The sequence below is a fragment of the Mycolicibacterium agri genome (genome assembly GCF_002553505.1).
Classification (GTDB): domain Bacteria; phylum Actinomycetota; class Actinomycetes; order Mycobacteriales; family Mycobacteriaceae; genus Mycobacterium; species Mycobacterium agri.
This window is the reverse complement of sequence record NZ_PDCP01000004.1, coordinates 67,531-89,041: the sequence shown is the minus strand read 5'-3', so window position 1 is coordinate 89,041 and position 21,511 is coordinate 67,531. Positions and strand designations below refer to the sequence as shown.

The following is a 21,511-nucleotide window of genomic DNA, read 5'->3' as shown; positions in this document are numbered from 1 at the left end:
CTAACGCCCCTACCGCGGCGCGATCAGATCAGCGTCGACCAGTAATTCCAGAACCGCACCAGGATCATCAACACCAGTGCGGTGAACCACAACGTGACCAGCGACCAGCGCCACTGGTAGATGAACCGCGCGACGCCGCCCTCCAGCTTGGGCGCCAGCGCGACCGCCGACACCACCACCAGCAGCGTGATGGTGACGGCCCACACCACCATGCAGTACGGGCACAGCGCGCCGATGCGGTACAGGCTCTGAAAGATCAGCCAGTGCACGAAGGCCGCGCCGAGCAGCGTGCCGATCGCCAGCCCGGCCCAGTACCAGCGCGGCAACCGCACCCCGGCCAGCGCCAGCACCCCGGTGACCACCACGACGGTGAACGCGACGACGCCGATGAGGGAGTTAGGGAAACCGAACGCCGAGGCCTGCGGGGTGACCATGACCGACCCGCACGACAGCACCGGGTTGATGCTGCACGAGGGCACGTAGTCGGGGTCGATCAGGATCTCGATCTTCTCGACCGTCAGCGTCAGCGCCGCGGCCAACCCGAGCACACCGGCGATCAGCACATAGACCGCGCTGGCGGTGCGCACGGCGACGCCCGGCCGGGTGCCCGTAGCGGTGGGCTCGGCCGAGCTGTCGGCGGTCACGGTCACGGCGCTCCCGGCGGCGTCGGCTCGGGTGCGGGCGGCGCCGCGGTCAGGCCGGGAACGTCGCCGACGATGTTCTTGATCTCGTTGACCAGATCCTCCGGCGACTTTGCCCCGGCGTCGAATTCCTGGCCGTTGATCTTGACCGTCGGTGTCGAGTTGATGCCCGTGGCCTGCGCCAGGCCCTCGACCATCGGCACGTACTTGCCCTTGTTGATGCAGTCGGGCACGCCGCCCGCCGCCCCGGCCTGGCGCGCGACCTCGATCAACCGGGCGTCGTCGGGGAAGCTCGTCCCGGTCTCACCGGGCTGCTGCGCGTACAGCGCGGCGTGGAAGCGGCGGAACGCCTCCTTGGATTCGTCGGCCACGCAGTAGGCGGCGCCGCCGACCCGCGAGGAGTAGTTGCCGTTGCTCGGCGAGTCCAGGATCCCGACCATGTAGTAGTCGGCGCGGATGGCGCCGCTGTCGATCAGCTGGCTGATCGTGGGACCGAACTCCTGCTCGAAGTCGCGGCAGTGCGGGCACAGGAAGTCCTCGTACAACGAGACCACGGCCTTGGGCTCGGTGCTGCCCTCCTTGGTGATCAGCTTGCTCGACGAGATCTCCACGGCCTTCGCTTCACCTGCGGCCGGCTTCTTCTCGCCGCTCATCACGATGTAGAGCACCAGCCCGACGCCCACCAGCACGACGATGGCCGTCAACCCGATCTGAATCATCAGGTTGCGCCTGCGATCGGCGGCCTTGAGGTCGTAGCGGGCGTTCTTCTTGGGTTTCGTTGCCACGGCGTTAAGCGTACCGGCGGAACCGCCCGCTACCTCAGCTGCGGCTCAGATGCGCACGCATCGCGGAAATGAAGTCGGCGGTGGCCTTCATCGGCCCGCCGCCGAGGCTGGCGAAATTTGGGAACGAATGGATCATCGAGCCGTATTCGCGCGCGTCGACGACGTTGCCGGCGGCCGCCAGCGCGTCGGCGAACTGGCGGCCCTCGTCGCGCAGCGGGTCGAAACCGGCCGTGACGACGATCGCCGGGGGCAGTCTCGCGAAGTCGTCGGCCAGCAGTGGCGACACCCGCGGGTCGGTCGGCTCGACACCCGAGCCGGACAGGTATTTGTCGTTGCAGAAGTCCATGTCCCAGCGGCGCAGGAAGAATCCCTCGGAGAACAGGCCGTACGAGCGGGTGTGACTGGCCATGTTGGTCACGGGATACAGCAGCAGCTGCAGGGCGGGCGCTCCGACACCCTCGTCGCGGGCCCGCAGCGCGACGCCGGCCGCGAGGTTGGCCCCGGCACTGTCGCCGCCGACGGCGATGCGGCTCGCGTCGGCACCGAGTTCGGCGGCGTGCTCGGTAGCCCACCGAAACGCCGCATACGCGTCGTCGAGGGCGGCGGGCGCCTTGTGCTCGGGCGCCAGGCGGTAGTCGACGAACAGCACGGGCACGCCGCCGTCATGGCAGAGCAGCTCGCACAGATTGCCGTGTGTTTCCCAGCCGCCGACGACGAAGCCGCCACCGTGGTAGTAGATGAGCAGCGGCGCCGCGGTGCCGCGGTCGTTGCGCCGCCGCAGGAGCAGGGCGGGAATGTCGCCCGCCGGCCCCGGCACAGCCAGCTCGGTCGAGGTGACGTCGACCTTCATGCGGGGGAACTGCGCTGCAACGGCGTTGAGTTCTCTGCGCGCCACGGCCACGTTCTCACTGAGGATCAGGCCCTCTTTGCCAGCCAGTTTCGACGAATTGAGCATGAATTGCAGCCTGACGTCGAGGGTGTTGCCGTCGATGGTGACCGGCCGGCCGGCCAGCGGTCGCAGGGCCGCGTCGGGCAGCCGGGGGATGGTGTGCAGTGTGACCTTGCCCACCACGTCGAGCGCTCGCGTTCGGGCGCCGCGACGTGCGGAAGTGGCGTTCGCGTCGACTGATTCCGCGGGTCGCGCCTGGGAACTCTGGGTCACGGCTTCTCCCTTGAAGTCTGTGAATTTGTGGGTGGGTCGGTACGACGATTTCACAGGGTGAGCGCGACGATTTCCAGCCCGGATAAACGGCTGCACCGGTGCTGATTAGGTGACGAATCCGGCGCGGCAATATAGTCATCCCGAGTCAGTGACCTCCGAGAGAATTGTGAGTAACTTCGACGTGTTCGGCTTTCGAGCGCCGCGAGCGGGACGTGGTCTTGCTGGTGACTTGCGATGGAACTCGGACGGGGTCCCGACCCACGGACCGTCAATGGATAGGGATAGGTGACATGACGTCGGCGGCTGCGATTCCTACCGTCACACTCAACGACAACCACACGATGCCGGTTATCGGGCTGGGCGTCGGCGAGCTGTCGGACTCCGAAACGGAGCAGGCGGTTTCGGCGGCGCTGGAGGCCGGCTACCGGCTCATCGACACCGCGGCCGCCTACGGCAACGAGGCCGCCGTCGGGCGCGCCATCGCCGCCTCGGATGTGCCGCGCGAGGAACTGTTCGTCACGACCAAGCTGGCCACCAGCGACCAGGGCTTCCAGTCGTCGCAGGATGCATGCAAGGCCAGCCTCGAGCGGCTCGGCCTGGACTACGTCGACCTCTATCTCATCCACTGGCCCGCCGGTGAGCAGGGCGCATATATCGACAGCTGGGGCGGGTTGATGAAGTCGCAGTCGGTTGGGCACACCCGCTCGATCGGGGTGGCCAACTTCCACGAGGAACACCTGTCGAACATCATCGACCTGTCGTTCGTCACGCCCGCGGTCAACCAGATCGAGCTGCACCCGCTGCTGAACCAGGCGGCGCTGCGCGCGGTCAACGCCGAGCGCGGCATCGTCACCGAAGCCTACGGGCCGCTGGGCGTCGGCAGGCTGCTCGACAACCCGACGATCGTGTCGGTCGGCGAGGCGCACGGCAAGACGCCCGCGCAGGTGCTGATCCGGTGGAGCATTCAGCTCGGCAATGTCGTCATTCCGCGCTCGTCGTCGCCGGAGCGGATCCGCTCCAACCTCGAGGTGTTCGACTTCGAGCTGACCGACGACGAGATGGCCACGTTGAACGGGCTCGACAACGGCACCCGGTTCCGCCCCGATCCCGACACCTACACCGGCACCTAACTTTTCTTCCGCGAGCTGGGCCCACGCGTCAGCTGGGGAACGCTAAGGTCCGCCTCTTGCTGGGCTTTTGCGGGCACACGCGTCTGCTCGCAAGGAGGAAAATCAGGCGGCCGCGGGACAGGTGGCGGCGGCACGCCGCAGCGCGTCGGCCGACTGCGCATCGACGGGCAGTCCGTAGCCGCGCAGCACGGCGATGAACTGCATGGCGTACTGGCAGTGGAACGCGACGTTCGGCGGCATCCAGCGTGCGGGCTCCTGATCGCCCTTGTCCTGATTCGTCGGGCCGTCGACGGCAAGCAGATTGGCCGGATCGTTGGCGAACCGCGTCCGCACTTCGTCGGTCCAGTTGCGGGCGCCCATGTCCCACGCATACGCCAGCGGCACGATGTGGTCGATCTGCACGGAAGCGCCGGTCTGGTTACCACGCACGAACGAGATGGTGGCGTTGGTGTACGGGTCGTGAAGCGTGCCGGTGGCAACGGCCTTGGGGCACCGCTTGATCGACACATAGGCCTTGTCGACGAGGTCGCGGTCGAGGATGTCGTTGCGGGTGTCGCAGCCGTTGTGGCCACCGGGCGCCGTCGTGTCGTCGGTCCACGTGTCGCCGAACGCCGCACGACGGTAGTCGTGGCCGCGGATCCGCTGCGGCACCTCCATCACCCCGGCCAGCACGTCGACACCCGGTGTGATGGTGGGGATGTCGGCCTGCGCGACGAACCACGCCGATCGTTCGTTCGCCGACGACACCGTCTGGTAGGCGACGATGACCGCCAGGACCACAGCGATCGCCAACCACAGCACCCGTTTGCGGCTCATGCCTTGTCCAGATACTCGACTCGCTCGGTGTCGGTGAATTGCGCTGCCAGCAGAGCCATTCCGGGATCGTCGGGATGAGTCTCGTAGTAGGACCGGCAGAATTCCCGTGCGGTTTCGATGATGTCGCGGTGCTCGAACAGCGACAGGAAGCGCAACGTGATGGTTCGGCCGGACTGGGCGTAGCCCAGCACATCGCCTTCGCGGCGTTCCTCGAGGTCGAGGTCGGCGAGCTTGAACCCGTCCAGCGTGCTCGCCACCGCCTTCAGCCGTTGCCCGGCCTTGGAGTCCTCGGACATCCGGGTGGCCAGCAGGCACAGGCTGGCGTGCTCACCGCGGCCGATGCGGCCCCGCAGCTGATGCAGTTGGCTGATGCCGAACCTGTCGGCGTCCATCACGAGCATCACCGTGGCGTTGGGCACGTCGACACCGACCTCGATGACGGTGGTGCACACCAGGACGTCGATCTCGCCGGCACGGAATGCGCCCATCACCGCGTCCTTTTCGTCGGCAGGCAACCGGCCGTGCATCAGGCCGAGCAGAAGCCCCGACAACGGCCCGCTGCGCAGATAGTCGAACAGTTCGACGGCCGTGGTGGCCGGTGGCGCTCCCTCGCCGTCGCCGTTGTTCTTGTCGGATTCGTCGATGCGTGAAGCGACAACGTAGGCCTGCCTGCCCGCGCGCACCTCCTCGGTGATGCGCTCCCACGCCCGCTGCAGCCACCTGGGTTTGTCGGCGATGAAAATCGTGTTCGTGGTGATCGGCTGGCGACCGCGCGGAAGTTCGCGCAGCGTCGAGGTTTCCAGATCGCCGTACACGGTCAGCGCCACCGTCCGCGGTATGGGTGTCGCGGTCATCACCAGCAGGTGCGGCGTCAACCCCTCGGGAGCCTTGGCGCGCAACCGATCTCGTTGCTCGACACCGAACCTGTGCTGCTCGTCGATGACGACCATACCGAGGCGGTGGAAGTCGACGGCGTCCTGCAGCAGCGCATGCGTGCCGATGACGATGCCCGCCTCGCCCGAGGCGACCTCGTCGCGCACCTGCTTCTTCTGTTGCTGCGTCATCGATCCGGTCAGCAACGCCACCCGCGTCGCGTTCTCGGTGCCGCCGAGTTGGCCTGCCATCGCCAGCGGGCCGAGAATGTCGCGCACGCTCCTGGCATGTTGGGCGGCAAGCACTTCCGTCGGCGCCATCAACGCGCACTGATACCCGGCGTCGACCATCTGCAGCATGGCCAACACCGAGACGATGGTCTTGCCGGAGCCGACCTCGCCCTGCAGCATCCGATTCATCGGACGCGTCCCGGTAAGTTCGGCCGAGAGCGTCTCGAGCACTTCTTTCTGACCGGCGGTGAGCTCGAACGGCAACCGCGCCATCATGGCCGCCAGCAGGCCGTCGTCCTTTCTCGGTGCGGGCGGGCCAGATTCGGCGAGCTCGCCGTGCCGACGGGCAACGAGCGCCCACTGCAGGCCAACCGCCTCGTCGTAGGTCAGGCGCCTCTGGGCACGGTCACGGTCGGCGGCATTCTCGGCCAAGTGGATATCGCGCAGCGCACGGTCCTCGGACGTCAGGTCGTGTGCGCGGATGAACTCCTCCGGCAGCACCTCAGGCACCGGATCCAACACGTCGAGCACCTGGCGCACACAGGCGTAGATGTCCCAACTCTGCATCTTCGAGCTGGCCGGGTAGATGGGAAAGAACTCCCGGTTGAACGCCGAGAGATCCAGCCCGCCGCTATCGTCCTTCGACGTCTCCGCGATCTTCGCCAGCGACCGCGATCCCTTGCCCGAATCGAGGATCAGGAACGCCGGATGGGTCAATTGCATTGTGCCCTTGTAGTACCCGACCTCGCCGGACAGCATGACGCGGACGCCTGGTGTCAATCCCTTCTTGATGAACCTCGGATTGAAGAACGTCGCGGTCACTTTGGGCCTGCGGTGTCCGAGAGTGATGACCAGATACTTCCGCTTCGGATCGCGTTTGGCCGTCTTCAACTCGGCATTGGTGATCTCGTCGACGAATGTGACGTGCTCGCCCTCCTCGGGCGGTTCGCTGTCCTCCCCCAGCACAGTGCTGCCGGTGCTGTACTTGCGCGGGAAATGGCGCAGCAGGTCGTTGACCGTGCGGATGCCGAACGCCTCGTCGAGTTGTCTCGCCGCCTTCTCCCCGACGACGAAATCGAGCCGGTCAGACAGTGCGACCACGGTTACTCCACTCCGATCAACAACGCGTCGCCACGGTGACCGGTGTGATACGTCGCCAACTCGGTGCCGGGGTGTTTGTCGTGCACATGTTCCCGAAGTGCCTCTCCCACAGCGGGATCCACGCCAACACCGGTGAGCACGGTGATGAGCTCGCCGCCCGCGACGAGCAGTAGGTCGATGAGCCCTGCGGCCGCGGCGGTGATGTCTCCGGCCACGATCAGCACCTCGTCACCGGCGATGCCGAGGCCGTCGCCCGGCCTGCAGGTGCCTGCCCACGTCAGCGCTTCCTCCGTGGCGACGCGCACCGAGCCGTGCCGCGCACCCGCAGCGGCGCGCGCCATCGTGTATCCGTCGTCGACGGCTTGGCGTTCGGGGTCGTGTACGGCCAACGCCGCCAGGCCCTGCACCATCGACCCGGCAGGCACCGGGACCACGTCGATGCCCCAGCCGATCGCGGCGGTGCATCCGGCGACCAGTTCCTCGGCGGCGACGAAACCGTTGGGCAGCACCATGATTTGCGCGGCGCCGGTGTCGACGAAACTGCGCAGCAGCTGCTTGGCCGTCACCGCTGACGTCGGGTCCGGCGCGTCGGGGTCGGGTCGGATGACGTGGGCACCCTCGCCGGCGAAAAGCTCTGCGGCGCCGTCACCGTCGGCGACAGCGAGCACCGCGCGCTCGCGGCTCCAGCCTGCCGCCGCGTGTTGGCCGGCAGCGGCACCCAGCGCGGTGATCTGGATCCGGCTGGGGGTGCCGAACGCCAGGCCCGCCTCGACCGCCCCGCCTGCGTCATCGGAATGCACGTGCACCGAATAACGGCCGCCGTTGTCTGATCCCGCGGCGGCGATGGCCACCGAGTCGCCGAGCCGGTCGAGCTGTTGCCGAAGCTGCTCGACGCCGCCGGGGTCGCAGCCGCTGAGCAGATACATCACCTCGAAGCGCGGCGCCGCGGGTGCTGAGGTGTCGTCGAACGCGACGGGCGGGGCGGGCACGTACTCCTGGCGCGTCGGCGCGTGCCCCGACACCGTCTTCGCCAGCGCGTCGAGCAGCACCACCAGGCCGCGGCCGCCCGCGTCGACGACGCCCGCCTCGGCCAGCACGTGGAGTTGCTCGATGGTCTTGTCGAGGGCGACGACGGCGGCCTCGGCCGCAGCCGTGATGACACCACTGAGGTCCGCCTCGTCGGCCGCGTCTTCGGCGGCTGCCGCGGCGGCCTGCAGCACCGAGGTGATCGTGCCTGGCACCGGCTCACCCATCGACAGCACCACCAGGCCGACGGCGTGGCGCAGTGTGGCGGCCAGCACGCGCCCGTCGATGTCGGCGAGGCCGTCCTGGCGGTCGGCGGCGGCCTGTGCGGTGACGTCAGCCAGCGCGCGCAGGATCTGCGACAGGATCACGCCCGAGTTCCCCCTGGCGCCGTGCAGGGCGCCCTCGGCCAGGGCGGCGGCCACCCCGGCCACGTCGCCTGCGGCCGACGCATCGGCCTGCACCCACGCCGAGCGCATGGTGAACAGCATGTTGGTGCCGGTGTCGGCGTCGGCGACCGGGAAGACGTTCAGCCGGTTGATCTCGTCGGTGTGGGTGATCAGGTCGCCGACGGCGGTGTGGGCCCAGTCCCGCAGGGCAGACGCGTCCAGGCGCCGACCCGATTCGGACATCTGCCACCCACCTCCGAACCTCCACTTGACGGAACCCCCGGTGGGCGCCAGCCTATCGACTGCGGCGGACATCGCTGCTCACAACGGCAGGGCGGGTCCGCCGTCGGTGGACGGCGTTTTGGTGTTCGCTCGTCGGGTCGGTATCCTGGTCAGGTTGTCGGGTCCAGCCGCGCCGGTCGCGGCGAATGCACCCAGACCCCCGAAGACTGATTTCAAGGAGTTCTCGATATGGCTGCCGTCTGCGATATCTGCGGGAAGGGCCCCGGCTTCGGCAAGTCGGTGTCGCACTCCCATCGCCGGACCAGCCGTCGGTGGGACCCGAACATCCAGAGTGTGCGCGCCGTGACCCACCCGGGCGGCAACAAGAAGCGCATCAACGTCTGCACGTCCTGCATCAAGGCAGGCAAGGTCACCCGCGGCTAACACCCCGCCCCCTCATTACGCCCAAACCGACATTTGGGCGTAAAAGTGCGAGAGAGACTCGCCAAAATGTCGATCTCGGCGCACCTGGCGTACTCCGCGCACCTGGCGTACTCGGCGCACCTGGCGCCCGTCAGGGCAGCCGCCAGTCGATCGGGTCGGCCCCCATCTCCTCGAGCAGCTCGTTGGCGCGGCTGAACGGACGCGACCCGAAGAAGCCCCGCGACGCCGACAGCGGCGACGGATGCGGCGACTCGATCGCGACGCAGTTGCCCGACAGCATCGGTTTGAGCGTCGACGCGTCACGGCCCCACAGCACCGCCACCAACGGCTGAGCACGCTCGACCAAGGCCCGGATCGCGCATTCGGTGACCGCCTCCCAGCCCTTGCCCCGATGCGACGCCGGATTGCCCGGCCGCACGGTCAGCACCCTGTTCAGCAGCATCACCCCGCGCTGGGCCCACGGCGTCAGATCGCCGGTCGACGGCGGCGGATGACCGAGGTCCTTGGCGTACTCGGTGAAGATGTTCTCCAGGCTGCGCGGCAGCGGCCGCACGTCGGGAGCCACCGAGAAACTCAATCCCACCGCGTGCCCCGGTGTCGGATAGGGGTCCTGCCCGACGATCAACACCCGCACGTCGTCGAACGGAAACGTAAAGGCGCGCAACACATTCGGTCCAGCAGGCAAATATCGGTGACCCGCGGCGATCTCGGACCGCAGGAACTCCCCCATCTGCGCGACCTGCCCGGCGACGGGTTCCAGCGCGCGTGCCCAGCCCTTCTCAACCAACTCATGAAGCGGACGTGCCGTCACGACAAGTCAACCTAGCGGGTTCACTCACGCAAAGGACTGCCAGCCCGCGTTTCCGCGCCACGTGTCGCCGTCGACCAGCACCCGCGGCGGCCCGTCGAGCACCGTGCCGATGGGTCGCCAGCCCGCAGGCGGCGCCCCGGAGAACGTCGCGACGAGGGCGTGGTCCTCGCCGCCGCCGAGCACCCATCCCCACGCGTCGGCGCCTGCCGCGGCCGCAGCATCCGACAGCGCGTCGTGGTCGGCCGCCAGCGCGGCCGTCGACACACTGATGCCGACTCCGGACGCGTCGGCGATATGGCCGAGGTCGGCGATCAAACCGTCGGAAACGTCGGTCATCGACGTCGCACCACCGTCGGCGGCTGCTCGGCCTTGCCCGTAGGGCGGCTCCGGCACGAGATGTCGCCGGCGCAGCTCGTCGAATGCATCAATCCCGTTGTGCCACAGAAAGTATCCAGCCGCCGACCTGCCGAGCGAACCGACCACGGCGACCGTGTCACCCACCCGCGCACCGGAACGCAGCACCGGCGAGCGCCCGGCCAGATCGCCGAGCACCGTCACCGAGATCACCCACTGCGGTGCGCTGACCAGATCTCCGCCGACGATGCCCGCACCGAATCGGCCCGCCTCCTGCCACATCCCGTCGGCGAGCGCGAGGGCGTCATCGGCCGACGTTTCCGCGGGTGCACCGAAGGCGACGACGAACGCCGTCGGCGTCGCGCCCATAGCCTCGATATCGGCGGCGTTCTGCGCGATGGCTTTTCGGCCCACGTCTTCCGGTGCCGACCAGTCCAGCCGGAAATGTCTGCCCTCGACCAGCATGTCGGTCGACACCACGGTCCTGCCGTCGCCTGCAGCCACGACCGCGGCGTCGTCGCCTGGGCCGACGGTGACCGCCGCGGGCTGTGTGCGCTGTCCGACGAGTCGGTCGATGACGGCGAACTCGCCGACGCCGGCCAGCGTTTCGGCCGACTCGTCGTTGGCCATGGCGCCTCCTGCCGTCGATCCGGGCGTTCGCCTCGTGCGCTGAACGCCGAGCAAAGCTGCGGTACTTTTGGTCCCTGCGGCGTGGAGTCTATGCAGCGAAACGGAGGAGCCAGCGGGTGGTTGAGGCTTTCATGCTGATCCAAACCGACGTGGGCCGCGCCGAAGTCGTCGCCAACCGCTTGGCGGAACTGGACGGCGTGCTGTCGGCCGAGTACGTGACCGGCCCGTATGACGTTGTCGTGCGCATCGGCGCCGACACCATGGCCCGGCTGCAGGACACCGTCGTGCCCAACGTCCAACGTGTCGCCGGCATCACCCGTACCCTGACCTGCCCGATCGCGAACGGGGCACCACCCTAGAGTTGCCCGTGTGGCCGACACGAACGAGCGCAGCGAGGACGGGCCCCCGCGGGGTGCGCTGATCGCGGCGATCATCGTGGCCGTCGCGGCGGCGGTGGCCGTGCTGGCTATCGCGGGGATCCGGCAGTCCGCTCCGCAGAATGAGCCGGTCCGCATCGCGTCGGTGCCCGCCCCCAAGGCCGACAGCCCGGAATGCGAGGCGCTGCTGGCCGCGCTGCCCGACCAACTGGGCGATTACCGGCGCGCCGAGGCGGCGGATCCGGCCCCTGCGGGCACGGCGGCATGGCAGGCGCGGGGCGACGCCGAACCGGTGATCCTGCGCTGCGGGCTGGACCGCCCGGTCGAGTTCGTCGTCGGCGCGCCCCTGCAGGTCGTCGACGCCGTCCAGTGGTTCGAGGTGACCGACGCCGGGCGCAGCACCTGGTTCGCGGTGGACCGCCCGGTATATATAGCGCTGACGCTGCCGAGCGGGTCCGGTCCCACACCCATCCAGCAGATCTCCGCCGCGGTGTCGAAGAGCCTGCCCGCGACGCCGATCACCCCGGGACCGCCGCGCTAGCGGTTACCGCAGACCCGTGCCGCGGGCCAGCGCGGTGTCCACCATCGCGGCCAACAGGGTCGGGTAGTCCACCCCGCTGGCGGCCCACATCCTGGGATACATCGAGATCGTGGTGAACCCGGGCATGGTGTTGATCTCGTTGACGATGGGTCCGTCGTCGGTGAGGAAGAAGTCGACGCGGGCCAGGCCCTGGCAGTCGATCGCCCGGAACGCCGTGATGGCCAGCCCGCGCACCTCGTCGGCGATCTCGTCGTCGACCTTCGCGGGTACGTCGAGCTCGGCGGCGTCTTCGAGATACTTCGTCGCGAAGTCGTAGAAGCCGTCCTCGCGGCCGCGCACACCGGCGACGCGGATCTCCCCGACGGTGCTTGCCTCGACCCGGCCGTCGGGGAACTCGAGGACTCCGCACTCGAGTTCGCGCCCCGCGATGGCCGCTTCGACGATCACCTTGGGATCGTTCTTGCGGGCGTCGGCGATCGCGGCGGGCAGCTGGTCCCATGCCGTGACCCTGTTGACGCCGATCGACGATCCGCCCCGCGCGGGCTTGACGAACACCGGCAGCCCGAGCCGTTCACGCTCGTCGAGATCCAGCGTCTCCTGCTGGGGCCGCAGCACCGCGTGCGCGCCGATCGGCAGCCCCTCCGCGGCCAGCAGCTTCTTGGTGAACTCCTTGTCCATGCCCGCCGCGCTGGCCAGCACACCGGCCCCGACATACGGCACGCCCGCCAATTCCAGCAGTCCCTGAATCGTGCCGTCCTCGCCGTAGGGCCCGTGCAGGACGGGAAACACCACGTCGACCGACTCCAGCTGCTCGACTGGCCCCTGTCCCAGCGACAGCAGCTGGCCGCGCCTGCTCGGGTCGGCGGGCAGCGCCAACGCGGTACCCGACGCGCCGGTCACCTCGGGCAGCCGGCCGTCGGTGATGGCCAGGCGGTCCGGCTCGGCGTCGGTGAGCACCCACGACCCTTCCGGCGTGATGCCGATCGCGATGACCTCGAAGCGCTCTTTGTCCAGGTGACGAAAGATGCTGCCTGCCGAGACGCACGAAATCGCGTGCTCGGAGCTGCGTCCGCCGTACACGACGGCAACACGGACGCGACCGGCGGAGCCGGACTGGTGGCGGGCAGTCACAACCTAGAGAGGCTACCGCCCCGAAGCAAAGGCGCACCCTCTGCCGTCGCGACCTGGGCTTTCAGCCGAGCGCCTGCTCCAAATCGGTGATCAGGTCGTCGGTGTCCTCGATTCCGGCCGAGATGCGGGCGAAGCCCTCCGGAACCGGGTCGCCCCACCGCGCCCTGCGGTCCACCGATGAGTGGATGCCGCCGAAGCTCGTCGCGAACACGAACAGTTCGCTGTTGTGCACCAGCGAATGCACGGCCGCGGCGTTTTCGAGTTCCACTGCGACGATTCCGCCGAAGCGCTTCATCTGTCGATTGGCGATCTCATGCGACGGGTCGTCGGTCAGGCCCGGATACCGCACCGAGCGGACGGCGGGACGCGAGTGCAGGGTCATGGCGATCGCCAGTGCGTTCTGGCACTGACGCTCGAACCGCAGCCCGGCGGTGCCTATGCTGCGCAACACCAGCCAGGCTTCCAGGGCGCCAAGAATCGGGCCCGTCAGGCGCCTTTCGTTCTCGATCGCGGCGATCTGCTCGGTGTGACAGCCCGCCACGTATCCCGCCAACACGTCGTGGTGGCCCGACAGCATCTTGGTGGCGCTGCCGACGACGAGGTCGGCGCCGAGCGAAAGCGGTTGCTGGCCAAGCGGTGTCGCGGTCGTGTTGTCGACGACGAGTATGGCGCCGCGGTTTCGACACGTCATCGCAAGGTGGTGCAGGTCGACGACGTCCAGGCCGGGATTCGACGGGGTCTCGGCAAGCACCACGTCGGCGGCCGTCGCCGCGTCGACCATCTCGGCGCACGTTGCTTCGATCACGGTGACGCCTTGGCGCGACAGGGAATCGGTCGCGTACCGGCGCACCTGATAGTAGCCGTCGGCGGGCACCACGACCGTCGCGCCGGGTTTGACGAGCGCCCGCAGCACCGACGTTATCGCGGCCATGCCCGAGCCGAACGCCAACGCCGCTGCGGCGCCTTCCAATTCGGCCAGCGCCGACTCCAGTTGCCGCCAGGTCGGATTGTGGTAGCGGCCGTAGCTGTCGAGCGAGTCGTCTTCACTGGACGGGATGTGGTAGGCCGCAGCGGGAACCGGCGGAGCCGCGATCGGAGCGCCGGGAATCTCCTCGGGTGAAACAGCTTTCACGCTCCGGGTGGAATCTCCGTACAACCCGTCCATGCTCCCTACTCCGGTTTTGTGCTGCGGCCCAACAGCAATGCGACCGCCTCCGGCACGGACAGTCCCTTGTGACACACCTGATGGACCGCGTCGGTCAACGGCATTTCGACGTCGTAGCTGGCGGCCAACGCCAAGACCGACTGACAGGAGGTGACGCCTTCGGCGACGTGCCCACCCGCCGCGAGCTTCGCGGCTTCCAGCGACTCCCCCGCGCCCAGGCGCTGTCCGAATGTGCGGTTGCGCGAATGCGGCGACGTGCATGTCGCGACCAGGTCACCGACGCCGGCCAGCCCGGCCAGCGTTGCGGGTTTGGCGCCCAACGCGATTCCCAACCGCATGATTTCGGCCAGGCCGCGGGTGATGATCGCCGCGATCGAATTCTCGCCCAACCCGATGCCTGCCGCCATGCCACACGCCAGGGCGATGACGTTCTTGCAGGCGCCGCCAACCTCGGCGCCGATCACGTCGGAATTGGTGTACGGCCGCAAGTACTTTGTGGTCAACGCGCGCTGCAACGCCACTGCCCGGCCGGAGTCGCTGCACGCGACGACGGTGGCCGCGGGCTGCTCCTCGGCGATCTCACTGGCCAGGTTCGGCCCGGTGACGACGGCGACGCGCGACGGGTCGGCGCCGGTCACCTGGATGACGACCTGGCTCATCCGCATCAGCGTGTCCAGTTCGATGCCCTTGGCAAGGCTCACCAGCGTCACGTCGTCGCCGAGCAAAGGCATCCAGCCGGTGAGATTGGTTCGCAACGTCTGCGACGGCACGGCCAGCAAGACGGTGCAGGCGCCGTCCAACGCGTCGGCGGCGTCGCTGGTGGCGCGGATCGACGACGGCAGTTTCACGTCGCCGAGGTAATCGGTGTTGCGGTGGGTCTCGTTGATCTCGTCGGCCAGTTGCGGGCGGCGTGCCCACAGCGTCACCTCGTTACCGGCATCGGCCAGCACCTTGGCCAGCGCCGTTCCCCACGCGCCGGCGCCCATCACAGCGGCTCTCACCACAAATTCACCCTAACCTGACAGATGACCACCGCACGGGGGTCGCGGCACCGCGCGCGGCTGGCAGGATGAGAACTCATGAGCGGCACGCAGACCGGCGGGCCTGCTGACGTCGGATTGGTCATCGCCGTCAAGCGGCTCGCCGCGGCTAAGACGAGGCTCGCGCCCGTATTCTCGGCGACGACCAGGGAAGCCGTGGTGCTGGCGATGATGATCGACACCATCAAGGCCGCGCTCGCGGTCCCGGCGCTGAAAACGGTCATGGTCGTCACTCCCGACCAGGTTGCTGCCGAGGCGGCACTCGAGTTGGGCGCGCAGGTGCTGACCGACCCCACCCCGGCGGGCCACCGCAATCCGCTGAACAATGCGATCACCGCCGCAGAGGCGGTGGTGCGCGCGTCGACGCCGAATGTGGTTGCGCTACAAGGCGACCTGCCCGCACTGCAGCCACAGGAGCTGGCCGAAGCGGTCGCTGCTGCGCGCGGGTACCGTCGCAGCTTCGTCGGCGACCGGCATGGCACCGGCACCTCGGCGCTGTTTGCTTTCGGTGTGCCGCTGGACCCCCAGTTCGGGACCGATTCGGCGCGCCGTCATCAACATTCGGGTGCGATCGAACTGACCGGGGCCTGGCCGGGGCTGCGCTGCGACATCGACACACCCGACGATCTGCTGGTGGCGCGTCGCCTCGGCGTCGGTTCGGCCACCGCGGCGGCCATCGGCCGGTTCCGATAGCGGCGCCGCACGCCCCGACGGGGGACCATCCAGAAAAGCCCACCTCAAAGCCCGGATGAACAGGACCTGACGGATCGGGCTTTCGGTAGCAGTTCGGCTAGTCGATGAGGAAAGATCGAAAGATGACCGAAACCCAGGCGCACGTTCGATCGGACGGCACCGGCGTGGTGGTCGGTGACTCGGCGTCCGCACACGAAGAAAGTCAGCGCACCCCAAGCGCACCGCCCGCGGCGACGGCGCCGGCAGTCGACAACGCCCTGCCGGAAGACCGCTATCTCAATCGCGAGCTGAGCTGGCTCGACTTCAATGCGCGTGTGCTGGCGCTGGCCGCCGACCCGTCGCTTCCGCTCCTCGAACGCGCGAAGTTCTTGGCGATCTTCGCGTCCAACCTCGACGAGTTCTACATGGTCCGCGTCGCCGGCCTGAAGCGCCGCGACGAGATGGGACTTTCGGTGCGTTCAGCGGACGGCCTTTCGCCGCGTGAGCAACTGCGCCGCATCAGCGAACGCACCCGGCAGATCTCCAACCGGCACGCACATGTGTTCCTCGACCTGGTGCGGCCTGCGCTGGCGGAAAAAGGAATCGTCATCCTCACCTGGAACGAGCTTGACGACGCCGAACGCGACAGGCTGTCGGCGTACTTCCACGAACAGGTCTTCCCCGTGCTGACGCCGCTGGCCGTCGACCCCGCGCACCCCTTCCCGTTTGTGAGCGGATTGAGTTTGAACCTGGCGATCACCGTCAAACACCCCGACGACGGTGGTCAGCACTTCGCCCGAATCAAGGTGCCCGACAACGTCGACCGCTTCGTGGAATTGGAAAGCCGTAACGGCGAGTTGCGGTTCCTGCCGATGGAGGAGTTGATCGCGGCGTTCCTTCCGGTGCTCTTCCCCGGTTTGGAGATCGTCGAACACCACGCCTTCCGCATCACCCGCAACGCCGATTTCGAGGTGGAGGAAGACCGCGACGAAGACCTGCTGCAGGCGCTGGAGCGCGAGTTGGCCCGCAGACGGTTCGGCTCACCGGTGCGGCTGGAGGTCGCCGACGACATGACCGAGCACATGCTGGAGCTGCTGCTGCGCGAACTCGACGTGCATCCCAACGATGTCGTCGAGGTGCCTGGACTGCTGGATCTTTCGTCGCTGTGGCAGATCTACAACGTCGACCGCCCCGAGTTGAAGGATCCGCCGTTCGTGCCCGCCACTCCGCCAGCGTTCGGCGAACGCGAGACACCGAAGAGCATCTTCGCAACGCTGCGTGACGGCGACGTCCTCGTGCATCACCCGTACGACTCGTTCTCCACCACCGTGCAGCGGTTCATCGAACAGGCCGCGGCGGACCCCAATGTGTTGGCGATCAAACAGACGCTGTATCGCACCTCGGGTGACTCCCCGATCGTCAACGCGCTGATCGACGCCGCGGAAGCCGGCAAGCAGGTCGTCGCACTCGTCGAGATCAAGGCAAGATTCGACGAACAGGCCAACATCAAGTGGGCGCGCGCACTCGAGCAGGCGGGCGTGCACGTGGTGTACGGACTGATCGGACTGAAGACCCACTGCAAGACGGCGTTGGTGGTGCGGCGCGAAGGCTCGGCGATCCGGCGCTACTGCCATGTGGGCACTGGCAACTACAACCCGAAAACCGCTCGCCTGTATGAGGATGTCGGCCTGCTGACGGCCGCCCCCGACATCGGCGCCGATCTGACCGATCTGTTCAATTCGCTGACCGGATATTCGCGCAAGGACTCCTACCGCAATCTGCTTGTCGCCCCCTACGGCGTGCGCAAGGGAATCATCGAACGCATCGAACGCGAAGCTGCGGCCACCCGCGAGGGTGCCGAAGGCCGGATTCGGCTGAAGGCCAACGCCTTGGTCGACGAGCAGGTGATCGACGCGCTCTACCGCGCCTCGCAGGCCGGAGTGCGGGTCGAGGTGGTGGTGCGCGGCATCTGCGCGCTGCGGCCCGGTGTGCAGGGCTTCTCCGAAAACATCGTCGTACGCTCGATTCTGGGGCGGTTCCTCGAGCACTCACGGATCATCCACTTCCGCGCCCTCGATGAGTTCTGGATCGGCAGCGCCGACATGATGCATCGAAATCTCGACCGGAGAGTCGAAGTGATGGCCCAAGTGAAGGATCCGAAACTGACGGCGCAACTGGACGAGGTGTTCGAGTCGGCGATGAATCCGGCGACCCGGTGCTGGGAGCTCGGCCCGGACGCGAGTTGGACGGCGATGCCGCACGAAGGTCAGACGGTGCGCGATCATCAGGTGTGGCTGATGGAACGCCATCGGCAGCCCTGAAAATCGCGCCGGGTTCGATTGACCTGCAGGAGTTGAGGTGCCGAAAGGTTCGTCCACCAACACCGCCGCAGTGCCCGAGAACAAGACTGTCCTCGCCGCAGGTGCGGTGCTGTGGCGGCCCAGCGACGACGGAGCCGAAACCGAAGTCGCGGTGATTCACCGTCCGCGGTATGACGATTGGTCGCTGCCCAAGGGCAAGGTCGATGCCGGGGAAAGCGAACCGGTCACCGCGGTGCGGGAGGTGCGTGAGGAAACCGGCTACGACTGTCACCTCGGCCGCCGATTGGCGTCGGTGAGCTATCCGATCGAGGGCCAAGGCCTCAAGAAGGTGCGGTACTGGGCGGCGCGCGCCGTCGGTGGTGAATTCGCTCCCGGCGACGAAGTAGACGAGTTGAAATGGCTGCCGGTCAAGGCGGCGATGAAGCAAGTCGCTTACCCGCACGACCGGAAGGTGTTGCGCCGATTCGCGAAGATGCCCGCCGACACAGACACCGTTTTGATCGTTCGGCACGGCACAGCGGGCAGCAAGTCCCGCTACAAAGGTGACGATCGGTTGCGACCGTTGGACAAACGCGGCCGTGCGCAGGCCGAATCACTGGTCGGTGTGCTGCTGGCGTTCGGCGCCGATACGTTGTATGCGGCTGACCGCCTGCGCTGCAAGCAGACGCTGGAACCGCTGGCCGAAGAACTCGGCGTTCGGATACGTGACGAACCGCTGCTGACCGAGGAGGCGTACGCAGCGGACCGCAAGGCGGCCCGCCGCCGCGTCCTCGAGATCGCCGCCGCCGAAGGCACGCCGGTGATATGCACACAGGGCAAGGTCATCCCCGATCTCATCGCGTGGTGGTGCGAACGCGATGGTGTGCGGCCGGATAAGTCACGCAACCGCAAGGGCAGTACATGGGTGATGTCATCATGGCAGGGCCATTTGCTAGCGGCCGACCACATCGGTAGCCCGTTGGCATCCAAGAAATAGCCGGCCCGCGCGCCGGCTTAGCCCTCCAGGAGCAGCATTGACCGCCGACGCGCAACCCAAACTTCCACCGGTACGAGTCGTTCGCATACTCGATTCCGCGCGGCGTCGGCTGCGCCGCCTCGAACGGAAACTGGCGCCTCCCTTCGCCTCCGTGCTCGACACGATGACCGCGGCGTGGGTGGCGCAAGGCATCTACACCGCGACGAAACTCGGCATTCCCGACACACTGCGCGACAAAGCGCTCACCGCCGAAGCGATCGCCGAACAAGTCGGCGCCAATCCGGACGGCGTGCATCGCCTGCTGCGCGCACTGGCTAGTCACGGTGTATTCAAACAATCGCGCGACGGGACATTCGCGCTCACAGCCGTGAGTGAATCGCTTCTGACCGACGCACCGAATTCCGCCCGCGGGATGGTGCTGTTCTGGGGTGATCCCCTGCACTGGGAACATTGGAGCCAATTGGGATACTCGGGCGAACGGGCCGCTCGGCCGTCGAACACCTGCGGGGCAAGCCGGCGTTCGACTGGCTGCCGGAAGTGCCGGAATTGGGCGCGGTGTTCAACGACGGCATGACGAGCATGTCGACGATGGAGACACCAACAGTGGTTGGTGCGTACGACTTCTCCCGCTTCGACACCGTCGTTGACGTCGGCGCCGGACACGGCCTGCTGCTCGGTGCGATTCTGCAGAAGTATCCGACCACGCGCGGCATCCTGTTCGACTCACCATCCGTCGTCGAAGGTGCGCCGACACTGCTGAAAGCGGCTGGGGTGTCCGAGCGGTGCGCAATCATCGGCGGATCGTTTTTCGAATCCGTCCCCGCGGGCGGAGATGCATACGTGTTGAAGCACATCATCCACGACTGGGACGATGACGATGCGTTACGCATTCTGCGCAACGTGCGCGCGGCGATGAGGCCACACGCAAAGGTGTTGCTTGTCGAGATGGTGGTTCCCGACGACGACCGCGAGCACATGGCAAAGCTGCTCGATCTGGAGATGCTTGTGGCGCTGGCGGGCAGGGAACGCACCGCGGCGCAGTACGCCGAACTGTTGGGCCGCGCCGGGTTGCGCTACACGCGCACGGTGCCGACGGTCGGCCCGGTGTCGCTGATCGAGGCCGTTACCGCCTAGCCGGCCTCGTAATACGCAGATACGCCGTGGGTCTCGACGACCCACGGCGTATCTGTCGAGAAATTACCGACGGCCCTTCTTGGCCGGGCTGCGCTTCGCCACCTTCTTGGCGGGCGTGCGCTTGGCCACCTTCTTGGCGCCGGCGCGCTTGGTCGCCTTCTTGGCGCCGGCGCGCTTGGTCGCCTTCTTGGCGGCGGTGCGCTTGGTTGCCTTCTTGGCGGCGGTGCGCTTGGTTGCCTTCTTGGCAGCTGTGCGCTTGACAGCCTTCTTGGCCGCGCTGCGCTTCACAGCCTTCTTGGCCGCACTGCGCTTCACAGCCTTCTTGGCGGCGCTGCGCTTGACAGCCTTCTTGGCCGCACTGCGCTTCACGGCCTTCTTGGCCGCACTGCGCTTGGCAGCCTTGCGAGCCGTGCCAGTTCCACTTCCACGCTTCACTGCAGGTCCTTCCGCCGGGAGGCGCTGTGCGCCAGAAACAACCGCTTTGAATTGGGCGCCGGGCCGGAAGGCCGGCACGTTCGTGGGCTTCACTTTCACTGTCTCGCCGGTTCGCGGATTACGCGCGACCCGGGCTGCGCGACGGCGCTGTTCGAAAACGCCGAAGCCGGTAATGGTGACGCTGTCACCCTTATGCACCGCACGCACGATTGTGTCGACAATGTTCTCGACCGCGTCGGTTGCCGAGCGGCGATCGATGTCCAACTTCTTCGTGAGTACGTCGATCAGCTCTGCTTTGTTCATGCAAAACCTCCACACCAGTGATCCACCTTGGACACTAGAAGGACACGGTAATACGAGTTACCGCTGATTTCCAAGAGCCACGCGCAATTTCAAGCGTTGCTGGCGCAATTTTTCGCAATCTGCTTGCCGCGCATGGTCGCTGGCGAGGGGGTCGGAGGACCGGTTTGGCGGACCTTAATTTCGGTTGCTTCCGCCCCTATCCGGGGGTCGGGAGCGTGCGTGGTTTCCACCGCGGACGGTTGGATTCATACGATTCGATTTCGTCGAGTTTCCGCAGCGTAAGGCCTATATCGTCGAGTCCTTCAAGCAATCGCCAGGCGGTGTAATCGTCAATCTTGAACGGCACCACGACCGTTCCCGCGGCCACCGTGCGATCTTGAAGATTCACAGTGATTTCCAGTCCCGGCTGCTGCTCGATCAGCTTCCACAGGAGCTCGACGTCATCTTGGGCGACTTCGGCCGCCAGAAGACCCGCCTTGCCCGCATTCCCGCGGAAAATGTCGCCGAAGCGTGACGAAATGACGACCCGGAAGCCGTAGTCCATCAGCGCCCACACAGCGTGCTCGCGCGACGATCCGGTGCCGAAATCGGGTCCGGCGACCAACACCGACCCCCTGTCGAACGGGCTCAGATTGAGCACGAAGGAAGGGTCGTTGCGCCACGAAGCGAACAATCCGTCCTCGAAACCTGTTCGGGTTACCCGTTTCAGGTAGACCGCCGGGATGATCTGGTCGGTGTCGACATTGGAGCGGCGCAGCGGCACGCCGATGCCGGTGTGGGTGCGGAACGGTTCCATGCTTGTCTC

22 protein-coding genes are annotated in these 21,511 nt (G+C 67.1%); 9 read left to right on the top strand and 13 right to left on the bottom strand.

All coding sequences use genetic code 11. The features are described from left to right. Positions 1-23: 23 nt before the first annotated feature. From CQY20_RS03755 to CQY20_RS03745, 3 genes are read right to left on the bottom strand one after another with little or no spacing between them, the layout of a single operon-like run. Positions 24-650 carry a vitamin K epoxide reductase family protein gene (locus tag CQY20_RS03755; protein ID WP_097938315.1) on the bottom strand — a complete coding sequence of 209 codons (627 nt, stop codon included), beginning with the start codon at positions 648-650 and terminating at the stop codon, positions 24-26. Next, positions 647-1,426 carry a thioredoxin domain-containing protein gene (locus tag CQY20_RS03750; RefSeq protein WP_097938314.1) on the bottom strand — a complete coding sequence of 260 codons (780 nt, stop codon included), beginning with the start codon at positions 1,424-1,426 and terminating at the stop codon, positions 647-649. The genes CQY20_RS03755 and CQY20_RS03750 overlap by 4 nt, the downstream gene beginning before the upstream one ends. A 34-nt stretch (positions 1,427-1,460) precedes the next feature. Beyond that, on the bottom strand, positions 1,461-2,588 hold the full coding sequence (locus CQY20_RS03745; RefSeq protein WP_234816085.1) for an alpha/beta hydrolase: 1,128 nt from the start codon (positions 2,586-2,588) through the stop codon (positions 1,461-1,463). A 290-nt stretch (positions 2,589-2,878) separates the two neighbouring features. On the opposite strand from CQY20_RS03745, the gene CQY20_RS03740 reads away from it, so the two are divergent. Beyond that, positions 2,879-3,718: an aldo/keto reductase gene (locus tag CQY20_RS03740; RefSeq protein ID WP_097938313.1), complete on the top strand. Its 840-nt coding sequence runs from the start codon at positions 2,879-2,881 to the stop codon at positions 3,716-3,718. 102 nt (positions 3,719-3,820) lie between these two features. Here CQY20_RS03740 and CQY20_RS03735 read toward each other — a convergent pair whose 3' ends face one another. The 3 genes from CQY20_RS03735 to CQY20_RS03725 are packed head-to-tail and all read right to left on the bottom strand — an operon-like array spanning position 3,821 to position 8,393. Beyond that, complete coding sequence (locus tag CQY20_RS03735; protein ID WP_097938312.1) at positions 3,821-4,534, bottom strand: HNH endonuclease family protein; 714 nt, start codon at positions 4,532-4,534, stop codon at positions 3,821-3,823. Next, on the bottom strand, positions 4,531-6,738 hold the full coding sequence (gene recG / locus CQY20_RS03730; protein ID WP_097938311.1) for an ATP-dependent DNA helicase RecG: 2,208 nt from the start codon (positions 6,736-6,738) through the stop codon (positions 4,531-4,533). The genes CQY20_RS03735 and recG overlap by 4 nt, the downstream gene beginning before the upstream one ends. A 2-nt stretch (positions 6,739-6,740) precedes the next feature. Continuing rightward, on the bottom strand, positions 6,741-8,393 hold the full coding sequence (locus CQY20_RS03725) for a fatty acid kinase ATP-binding subunit FakA (RefSeq protein WP_097938310.1): 1,653 nt from the start codon (positions 8,391-8,393) through the stop codon (positions 6,741-6,743). A gap of 228 nt (positions 8,394-8,621) precedes the next feature. On the opposite strand from CQY20_RS03725, the gene rpmB reads away from it, so the two are divergent. Next, positions 8,622-8,816 carry a 50S ribosomal protein L28 gene (gene rpmB / locus CQY20_RS03720; RefSeq protein ID WP_097938309.1) on the top strand — a complete coding sequence of 65 codons (195 nt, stop codon included), beginning with the start codon at positions 8,622-8,624 and terminating at the stop codon, positions 8,814-8,816. 130 nt (positions 8,817-8,946) lie between these two features. Here the strand turns inward: rpmB and CQY20_RS03715 are convergent, their stop codons facing one another. Together CQY20_RS03715 and CQY20_RS03710 are read right to left on the bottom strand one after the other, a co-directional pair. Continuing rightward, positions 8,947-9,627: a uracil-DNA glycosylase gene (locus tag CQY20_RS03715; protein ID WP_097938308.1), complete on the bottom strand. Its 681-nt coding sequence runs from the start codon at positions 9,625-9,627 to the stop codon at positions 8,947-8,949. Between the two features lie 24 nt (positions 9,628-9,651). Then, positions 9,652-10,611 carry a thiamine-phosphate kinase gene (locus tag CQY20_RS03710; RefSeq protein WP_097938307.1) on the bottom strand — a complete coding sequence of 320 codons (960 nt, stop codon included), beginning with the start codon at positions 10,609-10,611 and terminating at the stop codon, positions 9,652-9,654. Between the two features lie 116 nt (positions 10,612-10,727). Here CQY20_RS03710 and CQY20_RS03705 point away from each other — a divergent pair, with 116 nt between their 5' ends. Continuing rightward, positions 10,728-10,970 (top strand): Lrp/AsnC ligand binding domain-containing protein, encoded by a 243-nt coding sequence (locus CQY20_RS03705; protein ID WP_174814645.1) that lies wholly within the window; start codon positions 10,728-10,730, stop codon positions 10,968-10,970. A gap of 10 nt (positions 10,971-10,980) precedes the next feature. After that, positions 10,981-11,529: a DUF3515 domain-containing protein gene (locus CQY20_RS03700; protein WP_234816084.1), complete on the top strand. Its 549-nt coding sequence runs from the start codon at positions 10,981-10,983 to the stop codon at positions 11,527-11,529. Positions 11,530-11,532: 3 nt separating this feature from the next. Here the strand turns inward: CQY20_RS03700 and CQY20_RS03695 are convergent, their stop codons facing one another. The 3 genes from CQY20_RS03695 to CQY20_RS03685 all read right to left on the bottom strand — a co-directional run bounded on the left by CQY20_RS03695 (position 11,533) and on the right by CQY20_RS03685 (position 14,811). After that, a complete protein-coding gene (locus CQY20_RS03695) occupies positions 11,533-12,660 on the bottom strand; it encodes a D-alanine--D-alanine ligase family protein (RefSeq protein ID WP_097938305.1) in 1,128 nt (375 codons plus the stop codon). 61 nt (positions 12,661-12,721) lie between these two features. Then, the gene (locus CQY20_RS03690; RefSeq protein WP_097938304.1) at positions 12,722-13,825 is read right to left on the bottom strand and encodes a cystathionine gamma-lyase; all 1,104 of its coding nucleotides are present in this window, start codon (positions 13,823-13,825) and stop codon (positions 12,722-12,724) included. A gap of 5 nt (positions 13,826-13,830) precedes the next feature. Continuing rightward, on the bottom strand, positions 13,831-14,811 hold the full coding sequence (locus tag CQY20_RS03685) for an NAD(P)H-dependent glycerol-3-phosphate dehydrogenase (RefSeq protein ID WP_443093926.1): 981 nt from the start codon (positions 14,809-14,811) through the stop codon (positions 13,831-13,833). Between the two features lie 93 nt (positions 14,812-14,904). Between CQY20_RS03685 and cofC the strand changes: the two genes are divergently transcribed. The 5 genes from cofC to CQY20_RS36075 all read left to right on the top strand — a co-directional run bounded on the left by cofC (position 14,905) and on the right by CQY20_RS36075 (position 19,968). Further along, the gene (gene cofC, locus CQY20_RS03680) at positions 14,905-15,558 is read left to right on the top strand and encodes a 2-phospho-L-lactate guanylyltransferase (protein ID WP_097938302.1); all 654 of its coding nucleotides are present in this window, start codon (positions 14,905-14,907) and stop codon (positions 15,556-15,558) included. Between the two features lie 122 nt (positions 15,559-15,680). Beyond that, entirely contained in the window at positions 15,681-17,858 is a 2,178-nt protein-coding gene (locus CQY20_RS03675) for an RNA degradosome polyphosphate kinase (RefSeq protein WP_174814646.1), read from the top strand. A 37-nt stretch (positions 17,859-17,895) separates the two neighbouring features. Further along, a complete protein-coding gene (mutT1, locus tag CQY20_RS03670) occupies positions 17,896-18,834 on the top strand; it encodes an 8-oxo-(d)GTP phosphatase MutT1 (protein ID WP_097938300.1) in 939 nt (312 codons plus the stop codon). 163 nt (positions 18,835-18,997) lie between these two features. Further along, positions 18,998-19,408: a methyltransferase family protein gene (locus CQY20_RS36080; RefSeq protein WP_308494420.1), complete on the top strand. Its 411-nt coding sequence runs from the start codon at positions 18,998-19,000 to the stop codon at positions 19,406-19,408. Beyond that, a complete protein-coding gene (locus tag CQY20_RS36075; RefSeq protein ID WP_308494421.1) occupies positions 19,372-19,968 on the top strand; it encodes a methyltransferase in 597 nt (198 codons plus the stop codon). Before CQY20_RS36080 ends, CQY20_RS36075 begins: the two co-directional genes overlap by 37 nt. A 63-nt stretch (positions 19,969-20,031) precedes the next feature. Here CQY20_RS36075 and CQY20_RS03660 read toward each other — a convergent pair whose 3' ends face one another. Further along, positions 20,032-20,706, bottom strand: a complete 675-nt coding sequence (locus tag CQY20_RS03660; RefSeq protein WP_097938299.1) for an HU family DNA-binding protein — start codon at positions 20,704-20,706, stop codon at positions 20,032-20,034. A 196-nt stretch (positions 20,707-20,902) separates the two neighbouring features. Next, complete coding sequence (leuD, locus tag CQY20_RS03655) at positions 20,903-21,502, bottom strand: 3-isopropylmalate dehydratase small subunit (protein ID WP_097938298.1); 600 nt, start codon at positions 21,500-21,502, stop codon at positions 20,903-20,905. Positions 21,503-21,511: the final 9 nt, after the last annotated feature.

What these genes read in the sequence shown, in the direction of transcription:
- CQY20_RS03685 (WP_443093926.1), bottom strand. Translation starts at nt 14,811, where the DNA reads ATGGGCGCCGGCGCGTGGGGAACGGCGCTGGCCAAGGTGCTGGCCGAT.
- CQY20_RS03710 (WP_097938307.1), bottom strand. Translation starts at nt 10,611, where the DNA reads ATGGCCAACGACGAGTCGGCCGAAACGCTGGCCGGCGTCGGCGAGTTC.
- CQY20_RS03740 (WP_097938313.1), top strand. Translation starts at nt 2,879, where the DNA reads ATGACGTCGGCGGCTGCGATTCCTACCGTCACACTCAACGACAACCAC.
- CQY20_RS03675 (WP_174814646.1), top strand. Translation starts at nt 15,681, where the DNA reads ATGACCGAAACCCAGGCGCACGTTCGATCGGACGGCACCGGCGTGGTG.
- cofC (WP_097938302.1), top strand. Translation starts at nt 14,905, where the DNA reads ATGAGCGGCACGCAGACCGGCGGGCCTGCTGACGTCGGATTGGTCATC.
- rpmB (WP_097938309.1), top strand. Translation starts at nt 8,622, where the DNA reads ATGGCTGCCGTCTGCGATATCTGCGGGAAGGGCCCCGGCTTCGGCAAG.
- CQY20_RS03660 (WP_097938299.1), bottom strand. Translation starts at nt 20,706, where the DNA reads ATGAACAAAGCAGAGCTGATCGACGTACTCACGAAGAAGTTGGACATC.
- CQY20_RS03690 (WP_097938304.1), bottom strand. Translation starts at nt 13,825, where the DNA reads ATGGACGGGTTGTACGGAGATTCCACCCGGAGCGTGAAAGCTGTTTCA.
- CQY20_RS03735 (WP_097938312.1), bottom strand. Translation starts at nt 4,534, where the DNA reads ATGAGCCGCAAACGGGTGCTGTGGTTGGCGATCGCTGTGGTCCTGGCG.
- CQY20_RS36080 (WP_308494420.1), top strand. Translation starts at nt 18,998, where the DNA reads ATGACCGCGGCGTGGGTGGCGCAAGGCATCTACACCGCGACGAAACTC.
- CQY20_RS03725 (WP_097938310.1), bottom strand. Translation starts at nt 8,393, where the DNA reads ATGTCCGAATCGGGTCGGCGCCTGGACGCGTCTGCCCTGCGGGACTGG.
- leuD (WP_097938298.1), bottom strand. Translation starts at nt 21,502, where the DNA reads ATGGAACCGTTCCGCACCCACACCGGCATCGGCGTGCCGCTGCGCCGC.